At 35.6% G+C, this 15,127-nt stretch carries 9 protein-coding genes and 6 pseudogenes; 13 read left to right on the top strand and 2 right to left on the bottom strand.

What is annotated here, in order from left to right:
• Positions 1–28: 28 nt before the first annotated feature.
• From BEN71_RS12665 to BEN71_RS12640, 6 genes and pseudogenes are all read left to right on the top strand, one after another.
• Entirely contained in the window at positions 29–4,831 is a 4,803-nt protein-coding gene (locus BEN71_RS12665; RefSeq protein WP_227542605.1) for an RHS repeat-associated core domain-containing protein, read from the top strand.
• 1 nt (position 4,832) lies between these two features.
• Complete coding sequence (locus BEN71_RS12660; RefSeq protein WP_068975326.1) at positions 4,833–5,717, top strand: tetratricopeptide repeat protein; 885 nt, start codon at positions 4,833–4,835, stop codon at positions 5,715–5,717.
• 122 nt (positions 5,718–5,839) lie between these two features.
• Positions 5,840–6,221, top strand: a pseudogene (locus BEN71_RS19390) (RHS repeat-associated core domain-containing protein); the annotation flags it as partial.
• Positions 6,222–7,111: 890 nt separating this feature from the next.
• Positions 7,112–7,366, top strand: coding sequence for a hypothetical protein (locus tag BEN71_RS12650; RefSeq protein WP_068974794.1), 255 nt, complete (start codon positions 7,112–7,114; stop codon positions 7,364–7,366).
• Positions 7,367–7,526: 160 nt separating this feature from the next.
• Positions 7,527–8,255 (top strand): annotated as a pseudogene (locus tag BEN71_RS12645) (RHS repeat-associated core domain-containing protein); the annotation flags it as partial.
• Positions 8,256–8,754: 499 nt separating this feature from the next.
• Positions 8,755–9,027 carry a DUF7710 domain-containing protein gene (locus BEN71_RS12640; RefSeq protein ID WP_068975724.1) on the top strand — a complete coding sequence of 91 codons (273 nt, stop codon included), beginning with the start codon at positions 8,755–8,757 and terminating at the stop codon, positions 9,025–9,027.
• Between the two features lie 185 nt (positions 9,028–9,212).
• On the opposite strand, the pseudogene BEN71_RS12635 reads toward BEN71_RS12640, so the two are convergent.
• Positions 9,213–9,566: pseudogene (locus BEN71_RS12635) on the bottom strand (tyrosine-type recombinase/integrase); the annotation flags it as partial.
• 147 nt (positions 9,567–9,713) lie between these two features.
• Here BEN71_RS12635 and BEN71_RS19545 point away from each other — a divergent pair.
• From BEN71_RS19545 to BEN71_RS12620, 3 genes and pseudogenes are all read left to right on the top strand, one after another.
• A pseudogene (locus BEN71_RS19545) lies at positions 9,714–10,445 on the top strand (RHS repeat-associated core domain-containing protein); the annotation flags it as partial.
• A gap of 759 nt (positions 10,446–11,204) precedes the next feature.
• The gene (locus BEN71_RS12625; RefSeq protein ID WP_068975721.1) at positions 11,205–11,468 is read left to right on the top strand and encodes a hypothetical protein; all 264 of its coding nucleotides are present in this window, start codon (positions 11,205–11,207) and stop codon (positions 11,466–11,468) included.
• A gap of 33 nt (positions 11,469–11,501) precedes the next feature.
• The gene (locus tag BEN71_RS12620; RefSeq protein WP_068975720.1) at positions 11,502–11,912 is read left to right on the top strand and encodes a hypothetical protein; all 411 of its coding nucleotides are present in this window, start codon (positions 11,502–11,504) and stop codon (positions 11,910–11,912) included.
• Between the two features lie 123 nt (positions 11,913–12,035).
• Here BEN71_RS12620 and BEN71_RS12615 read toward each other — a convergent pair.
• Positions 12,036–12,188, bottom strand: a pseudogene (locus BEN71_RS12615) (IS5/IS1182 family transposase); the annotation flags it as partial.
• Between the two features lie 229 nt (positions 12,189–12,417).
• On the opposite strand from BEN71_RS12615, the gene BEN71_RS12610 reads away from it, so the two are divergent.
• The 4 genes and pseudogenes from BEN71_RS12610 (at position 12,418) to BEN71_RS12600 (ending at position 15,042) form a co-directional block, all read left to right on the top strand.
• Positions 12,418–13,550, top strand: a protein-coding gene (locus BEN71_RS12610; RefSeq protein ID WP_223155595.1) for an IS3-like element ISAba14 family transposase whose coding sequence is annotated in 2 segments (ribosomal slippage) — positions 12,418–12,670 and positions 12,670–13,550 — 1,134 coding nt in all. Because the reading frame shifts where the segments join, the coding sequence is not laid out codon by codon here.
• A 61-nt stretch (positions 13,551–13,611) separates the two neighbouring features.
• Positions 13,612–14,099: pseudogene (locus tag BEN71_RS12605) on the top strand (RHS repeat-associated core domain-containing protein); the annotation flags it as partial.
• 12 nt (positions 14,100–14,111) lie between these two features.
• Positions 14,112–14,621, top strand: coding sequence for a hypothetical protein (locus BEN71_RS19230; protein WP_167443671.1), 510 nt, complete (start codon positions 14,112–14,114; stop codon positions 14,619–14,621).
• On the top strand, positions 14,602–15,042 hold the full coding sequence (locus tag BEN71_RS12600; RefSeq protein ID WP_068976009.1) for a hypothetical protein: 441 nt from the start codon (positions 14,602–14,604) through the stop codon (positions 15,040–15,042). The genes BEN71_RS19230 and BEN71_RS12600 overlap by 20 nt, the downstream gene beginning before the upstream one ends.
• The last annotated feature ends 85 nt before the right edge of the window (positions 15,043–15,127 follow it).

Below are 15,127 nucleotides of genomic sequence, written 5' to 3'. Positions count from 1 at the left end.
AAAAAATAGAAGATATTAGGGTAGAAAAATGGCGTTAATCGATAATTCAAGAAATTCCGAGACTGAAAATACAACTGTTGGAACAAATAATTCAGCGACAGGTCAAACGAATCAAAATCAAGCCAAACCAGCAGTCGAGTTGGCAGTGTTCAATTTAGCAAGTGTTACACACACTGAAGATCATAAATTTATTGCGCATCAAATCGAAAGTTATTTAAAACAATGTGGTAATACAAACCTAGGGCAGTTAAAAAATTTGGCGAATGTACCAACAGTTGCCAATATTTTTGCTTTATCAGGTTCTGTACTTGATCTTTTACTTTTTGCCACGGAACAAAAACAAGGTGAAGCAGGTGTACAACAAGCTGCACTGATGAGTATGAACTTGATCGGTTTATATTTAGAGCCACAAGCAGAAGCGCATGTACGTATGGCACTTCGTCCATTACTCGGTTTAATGGCAGAATGTTTATATCCTGACAATGGAAAAATAAAAGAAGCAGATTTACGTCGTATGACCTTGCATTTAAATGCACAAATGGCAGGGGATTTAGAAAAATTCTTAAAAGAAACTCAAGGTAAGTTGCCCAGTCTATTGAGTGGTGCAACCACTTTAGGTTCATCCATTCTGAATGCTTTTACTTTGGAAACAGGTAAAGGACTCGTATCGCCAACCATTAACTTGGGTGCAACTGCTGAAAAACGCGACCCAAGTCAGCAGTTTAGCAATTGGGCGAAACCACTGATTGACTTGACAGGAACACCAGCTCAGTCAGATATGTCATCTAAAATGGAGATACCAAAAGCTTCATTTAGCCAACTACAACGGGAAAGCGCAGAAGCTTTAACAACGCTTACAACAGTGATTCAACAACAAGCGAATGCAGGAACAAAATATAGCCTTGCATGGTTGATTCAAGAAACACTAAAAGCAATCAAAGCACAGGGTAATAAGGCCAGTGCCAGTGTGCCCGCAAATCAGACAGGTGAGCATGAACAACATATCAATGGTGATATCTTAGAATTTGTGACGTTGCAGCCTGATGCTTTAAACGATCCGATTTGTGCAACGGCACAACCAGATGCAACACCAAGTGATTCGGCTACAGCGCATAGTATCAGCTATGCAATCGGCGCAGAACGTGTTAATCATTCAGACTTCTATTTACCGAAAGTGGGTTTTGCTTTTAGTCGTCAATATAACTCACAAATGAATGAATTTGATCACAGCATGATCGGCGCTCGTTGGATGATGCCATTTTCCAATGTGATTATTCAAAATCAAAACGGTTACTTATTTATCGACAGCAATGGACGTAAGCACCAACTGCCTGAGTCGATTGTCTATGAAGAATATATTGTTCCATTTGAAGGTTTTGTTGTTACGCCACATACTGATGGTGATTTATTGCTGAATTTTGGTTCAGAGTGGAATTTCCATTTCCATAGTTTTAATGGTGGAAAACACTACCATGTGGTGCAACAGTTTAACGATAAGACCAATGAAAAAGTTGTTTTAACTTATCTGTTATTTGAACAATTTGCCTATTTACAAGCGATCGATTTCCAACTGAAACGTGGTAAACATCAAGTTAAATTCGCGTTTAATGATCAAGCCAAAGTCATCGCTGCTTTTGTTGATGAGCAAGCAGAAGCTTTGGCACGATATGAATATGACCAACAAGGCAATTTGACCAAAGCCATAGATCAAAATGGTCATACACGCAGTTATGAATATAATAATGCCCATCAACTGACTCGTTATACCGATCGTACAGGACGTGGACAAAATATCCGTTATGAATCCACTGATGCTAAAGCCAAAGCGATTGCAGAATGGGCAGATGATGGTAGTTTCAAAACCCGTTTAGAGTGGCATCCACATTTACGTCAAGTTGCTGTGTATGATGCTTATGATGTACCGACCTATTATTATTTTGATCTCGATGGTTTTACTTACCGTACTCGTTTAGCGGATGGGCGAGAAAGATGGTTATCACGAGACAGCCAAAAACGCATTACCCGTCAAATCGACTTTGCAGGTTTAGAAACAGAACAAGTTTATAATGACCAAGACCAACTGATCAAAATCGTACAACCCAATGGCGGGATTATCCGTTTTGCTTATGATGAAGAGGGTAATTTAACTGAAACCAAAGACCCAGAGGGCAATATCTGGAAAAAACAATATGATGCAGATGGCAATGTCACCAAGGAAATTAATCCACTGGGACATAGCACGCAATATAAATACAATAATGACAATCAAATCGTCGAAATTACCGATGCTAAAGGTGGCTCGAAGAAAATCCAATATAATGATCTTGGACAAATGGTGTCTTATAGTGATTGTTCAGGCAAAGAAAGCGCATGGCAATATGATGAAGAAGGTACACTGCTTGCCCAAGCTTCTGCTGATGCCAAAGCCGTACAATACATTTACAGCACAAAAGGTAAAGACAAAGGGCAACTACAAGCAATCATTTACCCAGATGGACTGAAAGAACAATTTAGCCATGATGAAGAAGGGCGCTTGCTCAAACATACCGATACCAAAGGTTTGATCACACAGTATAAATACAATCAAGTGGGCTTACTTGAACAACGAGTGGATGCCAACAAACATCAAATTGGCTACCAATGGGATAAACAAGGTCGTATCCAAAAACTGATCAACCAAAACCATGCGGAATACTCATTTGACTATAACCGCTTTGGTCAACTGATCCATGAACAAGCTTTTGATGGTGAAGAAAAACATTATAGCTATAGTGAAAATGGTCAACTATTTCAAATCCGTCAACCGAATATCCTGACCCAATTTGGCTATCACCAAGATGGTTCAATCGCTTCAAAAACTTATACCCATCTGCAAACACGCCATAGCCAAACTGAGGAGTTTGAATACAACCTGAATAATCAACTCAGCCAAGCGAAAAACCAAGAAAGCCAAATTGATTTCTACAGAAATCAGCTTGGTCAATTGGTACGTGAACACCAACACTATAAAGTACCGCATCTCACCCCACTGACTGCGGTATTACGTTATGAATATGATGAGCTTGGTAACTTAACTAAGACTATTCGTCCTGATGGACAAGTCCAAACTAATCTCAGCTATGGTTCAGGGCATATTTATGGGATTGGCTTTAACCAACAGGACATGGTGGCATTTCAACGCGATGACTTACACCGTGAAACTGTGCGGATGTTGGCAAATGGCTTAATCCAAACCAAGAACTACAATGATGTTGGTTTACTCAGTTCACAGATCATCCGTCCTGAACAAGAAACAACAGACCAATTACAACAAGCAAAACACCAAGCTGAGCGTCACTACCAATACGACAATAACTATTTACTCACTCAAGTCGATGACAGTCGCTTAGGTAAATTGAATTACCAATATGATTCGATTGGTCGTTTGATTAAAACACAAAGCCCACATAGTAATGAAAGCTTTGCCTTTGACCCAGCAGGTAACTTGATCGACCCGATTGCGACACAGTCGAGCCAAGTGAAAAATAACCTCATTACCCAATATCAAGGTAAGCATTATAAATATGATGCGCAGGGGAATGTGATCGAAACCACCCAAGCAGGTAAAACCTTAAAACTTACTTGGGACAATCTTAATCGTCTGATTCAAAGTGACAACAATGGTCAAATCACAACTTATGGTTATGATGTATTTGGACGACGCTTATTTAAGAAGAATCAAAACGCAACAAATAGCACAAATGGCAGTCTGACTTTATTTGGGTGGGATGGTGATTTGATGGTGTGGGAGTCGTACCAATCAAATCGAGAAAGTTCTGAAAATAATAAAAATTACACCAAACATTATATTTATGAACCAAATAGCTTTGTACCATTGTTTCAAACAGGTTATACAGGTTTTATCAAACTGATTGAAACACCAAACTATTCAAGATTCCAAACAGAACCTTACTCGATTTATAAAGACCCTGTATGGAGTACAGAAACGAGAAAGAATAAAGCAGAATTGGAGCGAGTAGCGTTTTATCACTGTGACCAAGTGGGTACACCGCAAACACTGAGTAATGAGTTAGGTGAGTGTGTTTGGGAAATTAAGCAGGATACGTGGGGTACAACACAAGAAATAAAAACTCAAAACCAAGATCATCCGTTTGAGCAAAGTAATATCCGTTTCCAAGGTCAATATTACGACCCTGAAACAGGTTTACACTACAATCGTTATCGTTATTATGAACCGTTTAGTGCTAGGTATGTGAGTAAAGATCCGATTGGGTTATTCGGGGGATTGAATTTATTATCGTATCCAGTAAATAGTAATCAATTCTCTGATCCATTAGGTTTGATGGAAATTAATACTGTTTATACAAATTTAGGTGGTGGTTATGATATAGCTTATAAGTTTCATTTTGATTCATCTTGGATAGATTTTTTTAATTCAGGTGGAAAAGGAGTTGTTAAACAAATGGGAAAAATTGCGACGAAAACAGCTGGATATATTCAACCTGATCCAATTAAATTTAAAGGTGGAAAACTTGATTTTCCAGTTTGTCGAATGTGGGATGAAAAATTTGAAGCCGTATATAAAAATATGTTTGGGAATAAAGAGCGTTTAACAAGGGAGGAGGCAAAAAGGTTTTTGGATAAAATTAATAAAGATTATTCAATTGTTTTACCTAAATGGTATGGATATTCAAATTCTGAAAGTATTTTAAGTGAATTGGATAAAAGAGCTAAAGAGTTTAAAGGTAATAAGCAATATCAGGAAAATAGTGGTGCTGAAAAATTATTTAGACAATCTGATCGTTATATGAAAGATATGGAGAAGTGGTAATATGAACTTTTTAAGTAAAATTATATTAATTACTTTTTTAAATTTACCTTTAATTGCTTGTGCTCAAACAAAAAAAGTAAACTGTTCTGAAAATGCTCAATGTTATTATCAAATTGCGCAAGAAGAATATAGAATTAAAAAAAAATATGATGCTGAAATCATACAATCTTTGGAAAAATCAGCAAAACTAGGTCTAGATGCTGCTCAATATAAATTAGGTTTAATATATAGTGATCGGACATCTAATTTTTATGATTATCAAAATTCTAAGTTTTGGCTGAGTAAACAAAATGAGAAAAATTACAATGCTGCATATTTTTTAGCACAGCTAATTTATGAAAGAGGAAACTTGATATCTGCTGATTATGATGAGATAGAAAAGAACCTACTAATAGCAATTAAAGGTAATAATTTGGATGCTTTTAGGGATCTTTCAATGCTTTATTTTTATGCACCAGAAAAACATAAAAACCTTGATAAAGCATATAAATATAGTCTTCTAGCATCAGAAAAAAATATTCCAGAAGCTCAATATATTTTAGGAACACTTTATGACTTTGGTAAGGGACCTGTTAAGAAAAATTATAAACAAGCCTTTTATTGGTATAGCTTATCATCTATTAAAAAAAATGCACCAGCATTAAATAATTTAGGTGTTTTATATGCTAAAGGTCAAGGCGTAGAGCAAGATGAAGAGAAAGCATTTAAATATTTCGAGGAATCATATAACTTAGGTAACTCTGATGCGTTAATAAATTTAGGTGAAGCCTATTTAAAGGGGGTGGGTGTTAAACAAAATGTTTCTTTAGCAAAAAAATATTTTAATAAAGCTTTAAAAAATGGTGATTTAAAAGCGAAAGCTTATTTAAGTAGAATTGAAGATTAGGCTCAATTTAATTAATTGCTTCATTAATCTTTTTTTAATCATTTAAAGTTTTCATTTTTAAAGAATATCTGTAGTTTTAGGTGTGTAGTCTGGCGATTCTTTATTATCAATAAGTACCCTAGGCGATTTATAAAGCCCTTGTATGGAGTACAGAAACAAGAAAGAAAAGCTGAGCTTGAACTTGTAGCATTTTATCACCGTGATCAAGTGGGTACACCGTAAATTCTGATTAATGAGTTGGGTGAGTGTGTTTGGGAGATTAAGCAAGATACGTGGGGTACAGTTTTAGAGATCAATGCCAGTGATAACCTGCTTGAACAGACTAATATCCGTTTTCAAGGTCAGTATTACGACTATGAAACAGGGTTGCATTATAACCGTTACAGATACTATGAACCATTTAGTGTAAGGTATATGAGTAAAGATCCGATAGGATTGTTTGGGGGATTAAACAATTCTAGTTATGTGAATGATCCGAATCAGTGGATTGATCCGATGGGGTTGATGGCAGATTATGCGTGGACAGATGGCAATGGTAGTTTTTCTAGAACTAAAAATTCAAAGCATAAATATCCAGCAGATTCAATAACTACTGCTAAGAATGTACAAATGAATAGGCAAGCCCAGATTGATGCTGAAAATAGACAAAAAATGATGCAGATTCAGAATGAAAGTAAAAAAACACAAGAAGCATGGAATGCTTCAGCTCAGAGTATGAATGAAATAAATAAACAGCAATCACGAGGTTACGGATCTGAGAGGGCACTGATACCTGAGAAAGTTGATACACCTTGGGTACCAACCTCTTTACCTGATTGGGTTGTAGATGGCGCTGCAGGGTGGGGAGATACAGTTAGTTTTGGAGCTACAAGTAAAGTTAGAGATTGGATGGGTACAAATGATGTGGTAGATAAAGAGTCAAATGCTTATAGTGGAGGTCAAATTGTTGGTGTGGCAAATATGGGTGTTTTAGGAAGAGCAGCGATTTTTCAAGCAGGTGGAGCAACAAGTTTAATCACTGGAACAGGAGCGACTGCTAGATCGTATATGGCAGGGCAAGCAATGTTAACAGGAGGGGGGATTGGTTTGGCTATGGAAGTGGGGAGGAATTCATATAAATACAAGTATGTCAATGACTTACGATACTTCAATACTAATAAGATTCTAGCAGGATCTGCAATTGGATCTGGAGTTGCTAGTTTATATTCTGCTCCAATGACAGTGATGGCTGGGGGAAGTAGTCATAAGGTAGCTAAAGAGGCTTTAGATAAGTCTTTAGTATGGTATGAAAAGGTAGTTGTTGGCGCAAATGCTGGAGTTGTTGGTCAAGCTGTCTCTCAACCTAGTGGAGCAATAATTGATAAAATGCAAGACAAGAATGAGGATAATAATAAATGATAGAAATTATAATGACTCTTTTTGCTACTTTTTTTACTATAAAGGGGAAACCTTATTTAACTTTTATAGTAAGAACTTTAGTCCTTTCCATATTTTTAATAGTTGGTCTTACTATAAGTAAAGTTTGGGGTAATACATTAAATGAATATTTAGATTCATTAAACTGGATGTTTGGTGTATCTTTCGGAATGGGCGTGATATTAAGTTTATTTATAGAATTAGTAAATTATGGTGGTACTGAAAATAAATAATATTAAAACTGATGTGTGCTGAAATTACAGGAGAATTCCACTTGGAAGATTCTATGTAGCTAACTTATAAAAGTCTTCTACCATTTAATTTGGTGTCTTAAAATTCAATCCTTTTTGAATTCTCTGCTGATTATAAAACAACTAAGTGTGATAAAAAATCACACAATCAAGTAAAACGCTCAAACTGACATGGGATAACTTAAATCGTCTGATTCAAAGTGATAACAATGGTCAAATCACCAGTTATGGCTATGATGTATTTGGTCGTCGCTTATTTAAGAAGAATCAAAGTGAAAACAGTCTAACTTTATTTGGTTGGGATGGTGATTTGATGGTGTGGGAGTCACAGCAATCAAATCGAGAAAATTCTGATAATAATAAAAACTACACCAAGCACTATGTCTATGAACCGAATAGCTTTGTGCCTTTGTTTCAGACAGGCTACGCAGGTTTTATCAAATTAATTGAAACACCTGACTATTCAAGATTCCAAACAAAACCTTACTCGATTTATAAAGATCCAGTATGGAATACAGAAACAAGAAAGAATAAAGCGGAATTGGAGCGAGTAGCGTTTTATCACTGTGATCAAGTAGGTACACCACAAACCCTGAGTAATGAGTTGGGTGAGTGTATTTGGGAAATTAAGCAAGATACATGGGGTACGGCTTTAGAAATAAATGCTAGTGATAACTTACTTGAACAAACTAACCTAAGATTTCAAGGTCAATATTACGACCATGAAACAGGATTACACTATAACCGTTACAGATATTATGAGCCGTTTAGTGCAAAGTATATGAGTAAAGATCCGATTGGACTTAATGGTGGCTTAAATAATTCTGCTTATGTCAGTGATCCGAATCAATGGGTGGATGCTCTTGGACTAAATGGAGTCCCAACACTTCCGAATAGTAAAATAGTTCAACAGAGCGGAGTTACTATTGAGCATTATTATTATGGTAATGATCATTTACCTGCACATGCTCATGTCAATGGTGGGGGAAAAACTGTTAAAATAGGAGCAAATGGAAAACCATTGAAAGGAGAGCCAGCTTTGTCCTCTAAACAACAACAAGTTGTAAATGAGAATTTATCAGTTATTAGAAGAGATATTAATAAGATTAATAATTATTTGAAATTTCAAAACTATGGCTGTAGAACATGTAAGCCTGAAAATGCACAAACTAAATCGACAGGTACAACTTTAAAAGCTGTTGGTGTGATGAGTCTTGTTCAAAATGTTTTACATATTTTTACTATTCCTCAATGTAAGGATAACTCACTATCAGGCAAATGTCTCTGTGCTATGGAAGCAGAAACATTAGGATTGAGTTATGAACAACATTGTGATCCTTATGGACTTGAGAAAATATATTAGGTGAAAAATGAGTGATAAATACATTTGGATTATACAAAGTAGTGAAAATCTAAATATTATTGGTTGTTTTATCAATAAAAACGATGCGGAACAATATATTTTAGAAAATAAACTAAAATGTATGTTAACTAGGTATCCAGTAGATATAACAATCTATGATTGGGTGATTAAAAATGAATTGTGGCTACCAAAAAATGATCTACAAAAAAATAGTAAATTTAGAGCTAGATTTAGTAGTGCATATTTAGAACATCATCATTTTTTTCAAGAAGAAAGTTGAACAGATTGTTGATAATTAAAAAGAGACTCTCACATGGGAGTTTTTAGATTTAGCCAATAGGATGTTGAAAATTCTGAGTCTGTTAATTATTTTATGTAAGTTCATTTTTTATATGTTTTTGATTGTTAATAAGTAGATTAATGCTTCTGCCTTAAATGGCAGAAGCATTGGATCTATGCTATTTATTAAATATTGCAGAAGTTAGCCCAATCAGCCATCAAACCCTTACGTTTTTCGAGATAAGCTCCACGTAGATAAGCTGCTTCAACTTCATCAGGGAGTTTATGTGCGAGAACGTGTTCACATACTTCACGAGGATATTCAGTCTTGTCTGCTGACCAATCACGGAAGGTTGAGCGAAAACCATGCGTAGTCGCAATTCTATTCTGTTTTGGGTCAATATAACCGACACCATTTTCTGCAATCTTTTCATTATGCAGGCGTCGAATCAAAGTGGTAAGCGACATATCTGACAACATGCTTGCACTACGTGGTGAAATAAAGATTAAATCATCCTGTTGTGTATAAGGTCGTATACTGACTGTTCAAACAAGAGCAGTGCATGGCAATATGATGATGAAGGCACACTGACAGCTCAAGCCTCTGCTGATGCACAACAAGTTCAATATATCTACAGTACCCAAGGCAAAGACAAAGGACAGTTACAAGCGATTATCTACCCTGATGGATTAAGTGAACAATTTGCGCACGATGAAGAAGGACGTTTAACCCAAAGTGATAATAATGATCAAATCACAAACTATGGTTATGATGTATTTGGACGACGCTTATTTAAAAATAGCCTAAATGGTAGTCTGACATTATTTGGTTGGGATGGTGATTTGATGGTGTGGGAGTCATATCAATCAAACCGAGAAAATTCAGAAAATAATAAAAACTACACTAAGCATTATGTTTATGAACCAAATAGTTTTATACCGCTATTTCAGACTGGTTACGCAGGTTTTATTAAACTGATCGAAAAACCTGATTACACACGTTTTCAACATGAACCTTACTCGATTTATAAATATCCTGTATGGAATACTGAAACGAGAAAGAATAAAGCAGAACTAGAGCGAGTTGCATTTTATCATTGTGATCAAGTAGGCACACCGCAGACTTTAAGTAATGAGTTGGGTGAGTGTGTTTGGGAAATTAAGCAGGATACATGGGGCAAAGCGTTAGAAATAAATGTCAGTGATAACTTACTTGAGCAAACCAATCTAAGATTCCAAGGTCAATATTACGACCATGAAACAGAGTTGCACTATAACCGTTACAGATATTATGAGCCGTTTAGTGCAAGGTATGTAAGTAAAGATCCAATAGGTCTACATGGTGGATTAAATAATTCTGCTTATGTGAGTGACCCAAATCAATGGGTAGATCCGATGGGATTAAACGGTAATAAAGATAATAGAGGTTTATTTGGGATCACGGATTCAGCGATTGAAGAAAGTGATAAGCAGATTAAGCAGATGGAACAGAAAGCTAAATCTAATCTAAACAGAACAAAAACACAATTAGAGTTACTGCAAGTTGATGTTGCTAAAGGGAGGGTTGTAAGAGCAAATACGCTTGTTGTAAGTTCCACAGAAACTGAAAGGAATGATTTTCCGCAAATTCAGAATAAAACACCTAAAGGTGGCGGTATTCTAGGTGCACTAGTACCAGCTCATATGGCTGGTTTAGCAAAAGATCCAAATTTAGGTAAAGAGCTACAAGGTAACGCTCAATTAAGAAACATTACACTAGGTGGAGCAAATGTGGCAGGATACGCTCCCATAATTTTGACTACTGCAGGATATGGATATGCTAGTGCTGGTCCAATAGCCCAGTCCGCAATTGGTAATGGCGCATCAGCATCAGCTTTAGATGCATCGAAACAGGCATATGATTCATATAAATGTAACTGTAATCAGTTTAGTTTGAGCCATATATTGTTAACAGGTGGAGTCGGTGCAGCCACAGGGGTGTGGGGAACTGGTATGTCAAGAGCTGCGGGTGTAAAGGAGGTTAGTGGATCACGAATTTCTGATGCAATTGTTACGCAAAATTGGCAAGGTATTACCATTTTTGGTATGACTGAAGGAATGTCACAAATAGGTGGACTAGTTGTTGATAGTGCAGCACCAATCCCAGAAAAAGCAAAATAGTTATTTTGAGGAATTTAAATGTTTGATATATTTTTTACTGGAGTGCTTGGCGCGCTAATATTTGGATATAAGTTTAAAAATGAAACTTATTTTAAAAACTTCCTGAAAGGAGTGTTTATCGGTTTTTTAGGGTTTTTGATACGATTTATTCCTGATTATTTCAAGGGAGAGATGATGACCATTAGTGATAATTTTTTTGCACTTTTTTTATGTTTATCTATTGGTGCATTCTTAGGTTTAGTTTTTATGATTTTTTTTGGTATAAGAAATTCAAAATTTTAATCTGACATAAAAGAGTTTATTTGAGATATTATTATGAATAAAAAACAGAGTATTTCACTTATAGTGATTTTAACTTTTCCATTTTATGTGTTCGCTTTTAACTATGATAATAACAAAAAAAATGAAGTTTTAGACAAGAAATTACGAACTGTTGCTAATGAAGAACGTGAAAAATTACCTTTAGACATAGGTAATAGTACTACATGGGTTAAAGTTGAATATAACAAATTTAAATTTAAATATATTTATATTGTTGATACATCAAAAATAGAATGGAATCCATCTTTCTATAAGGACTCGATAAATTATTCTTTAAAAGAAATATGTAACCAATTAAAAGATGAGATAAGAAATGATATTCAATATGAGTATGAGTATCAAGATGAAAAGAATAATAAATTAGTTAATTTTACTGCTAATAAAAAGAGATGTTCAAATTTATAGCTTTTTAAAAATAAATTTAGGATATTAGGATAATGGATCAGATCGTCTTTATAGCATAGAAGTTTAAAAGAGTCTTTGTTGCATAAATACTTTATAGATAGATATTCTATAAGTTGATAAAATTTAATTAAAAATTTGGGTATGAGGGCGACCTAATTCCGTAAATCTGTTGAATAATGCTACTCGTGTATGAACCTCATTCACCCGACTTGGGGGAATCTTTGCCGTTAATTTATCGCCTAATAATTTGATACAATGTATAGTTTCTATCAAACTTAGCTCAGATCACTTCTTCAACATGATTCTTCCTGGTATTTGTATAAAAAGACAGTCTAGCACCTGACTTTATTTGATTGGGGGATTTGATGATCCCGACAAAACCAAGATCAGCAAAACAGTTATACTAAACATTACGTCAGAGATGGATCCGTAAATTTGAACAACTCCTATAAGTGATATTCTGCTCCTCAAATGATGTTATAAACATCAATATATGGAGTATTTTATGGCACGTAGACCAAGAAGAAATCATTCAAATGATTTTAAAGCTAAGGTAGCACTTGCTGCGATTAAAGCAGAAAAAACACTTGCTGAATTGAGTGCTGAGTTTGATGTTCATCAAAACCAAATTATTGACTGGAAAAATCAATTGATCTCAGCTTCCTCGCAAGCTTTCGATCAATCAAAAGCTCCAACAGAACCACCCATCGATCTAAAAAAACTACATGCAAAAATCGGTGAGCAGGCATTAGAAATTGATTTTTTAGAAGGTGTGTTGAAGAAACTGGGCCGCTTCAACCACAAAAGTTAATCGACGACTCACTTCAGATTTCAGTATCTAAGCAAGCTAAGCTGCTGAAAGTCTCCCGTGGTTGTTATTACTATCGCCCAAAACCTGTGAGTGCATCAGATCTGAAGCTGATGCGATGTATTGATGAATTACATATGCAATATCCTTTTGCAGGCAGTCGTATGATGCGTGATTTGTTGAATCGTCAAGGACATCATATAGGACGACGTCATACACGTACTTTAATGAAGAAAATGGGTATTCAGGCGTTATATTGCAAACCAAATTTAAGCCAGGCTAATCAAGCTCACCGTAAATATCCATATCTGCTCAAAGGGTTGGCTATTCAGCGCAGTAATCAAGTGTGGTCTACGGATATAACGTATATCCCTATGGCAAAAGGCTTTGTTTATTTATGTGCTGTGATTGATTGGCATAGCCGCAAGGTACTTGCGCATAGGGTATCGATTAGTATGGAGGTGGATTTTTGTATTTCGGCTTTAAATGAAGCGATTGAAAAATATGGTCGACCTGAAATATTTAATACAGACCAAGGCAGCCAGTTTACCAGTGATGCATTTATTGATGTATTGAAATCAAATGGCATTCAAATCAGTATGGATGGTAAAGGTCGATGGGTAGATAATGTGATGGTTGAACGATTATGGCGGAGCGTTAAATATGAAGAGGTGTATCTCAAAGCTTATAGCAGTGTCACAGATGCGAAAAAGCAATTAAGTGCATATTTTGAGTTTTATAATTTGAAACGACCTCATTCGAGTCTAGACAAAATGACACCAAATGAGTTTTACTATGATCAGCTACCCCAACAAAACAAGGTGGCTTAACTAGAGCGGAATATCACTTATAAATACGCTTTTAGTTGTTCAAACAAGTGGGACCACCTCTGTCTATGAGCCGAATCGTTTTGTGCCGTTACTCCAAGCAGGCTATCAAGGTTTCATCAAGCTGATAGAAACACCTGACTATTCAAGGTTCCAACACGAACCCTACTCGATTTATAAAGACCCTGTATGGAGTACAGAAACGAGAAAGAATAAAGCTGAGTTAGAGCGTGTAGCGTTTTATCACTGTGATCAAGTGGGTACACCGCAGACTTTAAGTAATGAGTTAGGTGAGTGTGTTTGGGAAATCAAGCAGGATAGTGGGGTACAGCTTTAGAGATCAATACCAGTGATAACTTACTTGAACAAACCAACCTAAGATTCCAAGGGCAATATTACGATAGTGAAACAGGATTACATTATAACCGTTATCGTTATTACGAGCCGTTTAGTGCACGATATGTGAGTAAAGATCCAATTGGGCTCAATGGTGGGGTAAATAACTCTGTTTATGTGAGTGATCCGAATCAGTGGGTGGATCCGATGGGGTTGGATGAGACCTTCATGGATCCAGTGTTTAAACTAATTCATGATACTACTGGATACGAACCTTCAGATGCAACTGTAAATGCGGCAGCAGGTTTTGGTGATGGTATGACTTTTGGTCTGACTGATAAAATTAGAGATAGAATGGGAATAAATGGAGTAGTAAATAAATGTTCAACGGCATATTCAAATGGAAACACAGCCTCAATACTTGTGGGACAAGTAGGCGCTGGTCGTGCAGTATATGTGGTTGGATCAAAAGCACTAACTTATTCAAGGAATGCTAAAGTTTTAGAAGCAGGTTCTAATGTTAGAAATTTTATGAAACGATATATGGGACCTGCAGTGATTCCTCTCAAAAGTTTTAAAGGCTTTAGAGATAGAATAAAACCTTGGTCGGAGCATGTTGCAAAAAAAGGTTTTGATAATGCTCGTCAAGGTTTAGGTAGGACAGACCCAAGTTTTAATAAATTGATACCATTGTCAGTAGGTCAGGGAGGGAGGTTCAATGAAACAGAATGTGAATAAAAAAGTAATAATTCATCTCTATGCTAAACATACTCCAATAATTGAATTTGATTTGGATAGTTACGAATGGTCAATCAAAAAAAGTTCTAATGCTCATATCAATGGTTATGGCGATTTTTATGATATAAATGGTGTAGAAAAACTAGTAATTATATTAGGCTGGGGAAATACTATCTATTTTTTTTGTGATAGTCTTATAGATTTAGCACAAGATAATTTAAGTGCATCTATTCATTCTAAATGGTTTTTAAAAAATAAATTTGTATTAAGAAGTGGGGGGGGAGTATTAATTAATGCTACATATAAAAAAACAGAAATTGAATCTGATATTTTTATGGATGTTGTAGATTATTTGAAAATAAAACCTTTTGAAGAAAGATTAAAGAAAATCACAAGAATGGTTAATTATTACAAAAATTAAATGCTAATTCATAGCACAAAATATCTGGGTTGTCTCGTTTTAGTATATAAGGGGGGATCGAGGAGAATATATAGATTTTCTATTC

The organism is Acinetobacter wuhouensis (assembly GCF_001696605.3).
Classification (GTDB): Bacteria; Pseudomonadota; Gammaproteobacteria; order Pseudomonadales; family Moraxellaceae; genus Acinetobacter; species Acinetobacter wuhouensis.
The sequence above is the reverse complement of the archived record's forward strand: the minus strand, read 5'-3'. Positions and strand labels throughout refer to the sequence as shown.

Bases quoted from the DNA above. Each gene is read 5' to 3' on its own strand.
- BEN71_RS12640 (WP_068975724.1), top strand. From the start codon at position 8,755: ATGAGTGATAAATACATTTGGATTATACAAAGTAGTGAAAATCTAAAT.
- BEN71_RS12600 (WP_068976009.1), top strand. From the start codon at position 14,602: ATGAAACAGAATGTGAATAAAAAAGTAATAATTCATCTCTATGCTAAA.
- BEN71_RS19230 (WP_167443671.1), top strand. From the start codon at position 14,112: ATGGATCCAGTGTTTAAACTAATTCATGATACTACTGGATACGAACCT.
- BEN71_RS12660 (WP_068975326.1), top strand. From the start codon at position 4,833: ATGAACTTTTTAAGTAAAATTATATTAATTACTTTTTTAAATTTACCT.
- BEN71_RS12620 (WP_068975720.1), top strand. From the start codon at position 11,502: ATGAATAAAAAACAGAGTATTTCACTTATAGTGATTTTAACTTTTCCA.
- BEN71_RS12665 (WP_227542605.1), top strand. From the start codon at position 29: ATGGCGTTAATCGATAATTCAAGAAATTCCGAGACTGAAAATACAACT.
- BEN71_RS12650 (WP_068974794.1), top strand. From the start codon at position 7,112: ATGATAGAAATTATAATGACTCTTTTTGCTACTTTTTTTACTATAAAG.
- BEN71_RS12625 (WP_068975721.1), top strand. From the start codon at position 11,205: ATGTTTGATATATTTTTTACTGGAGTGCTTGGCGCGCTAATATTTGGA.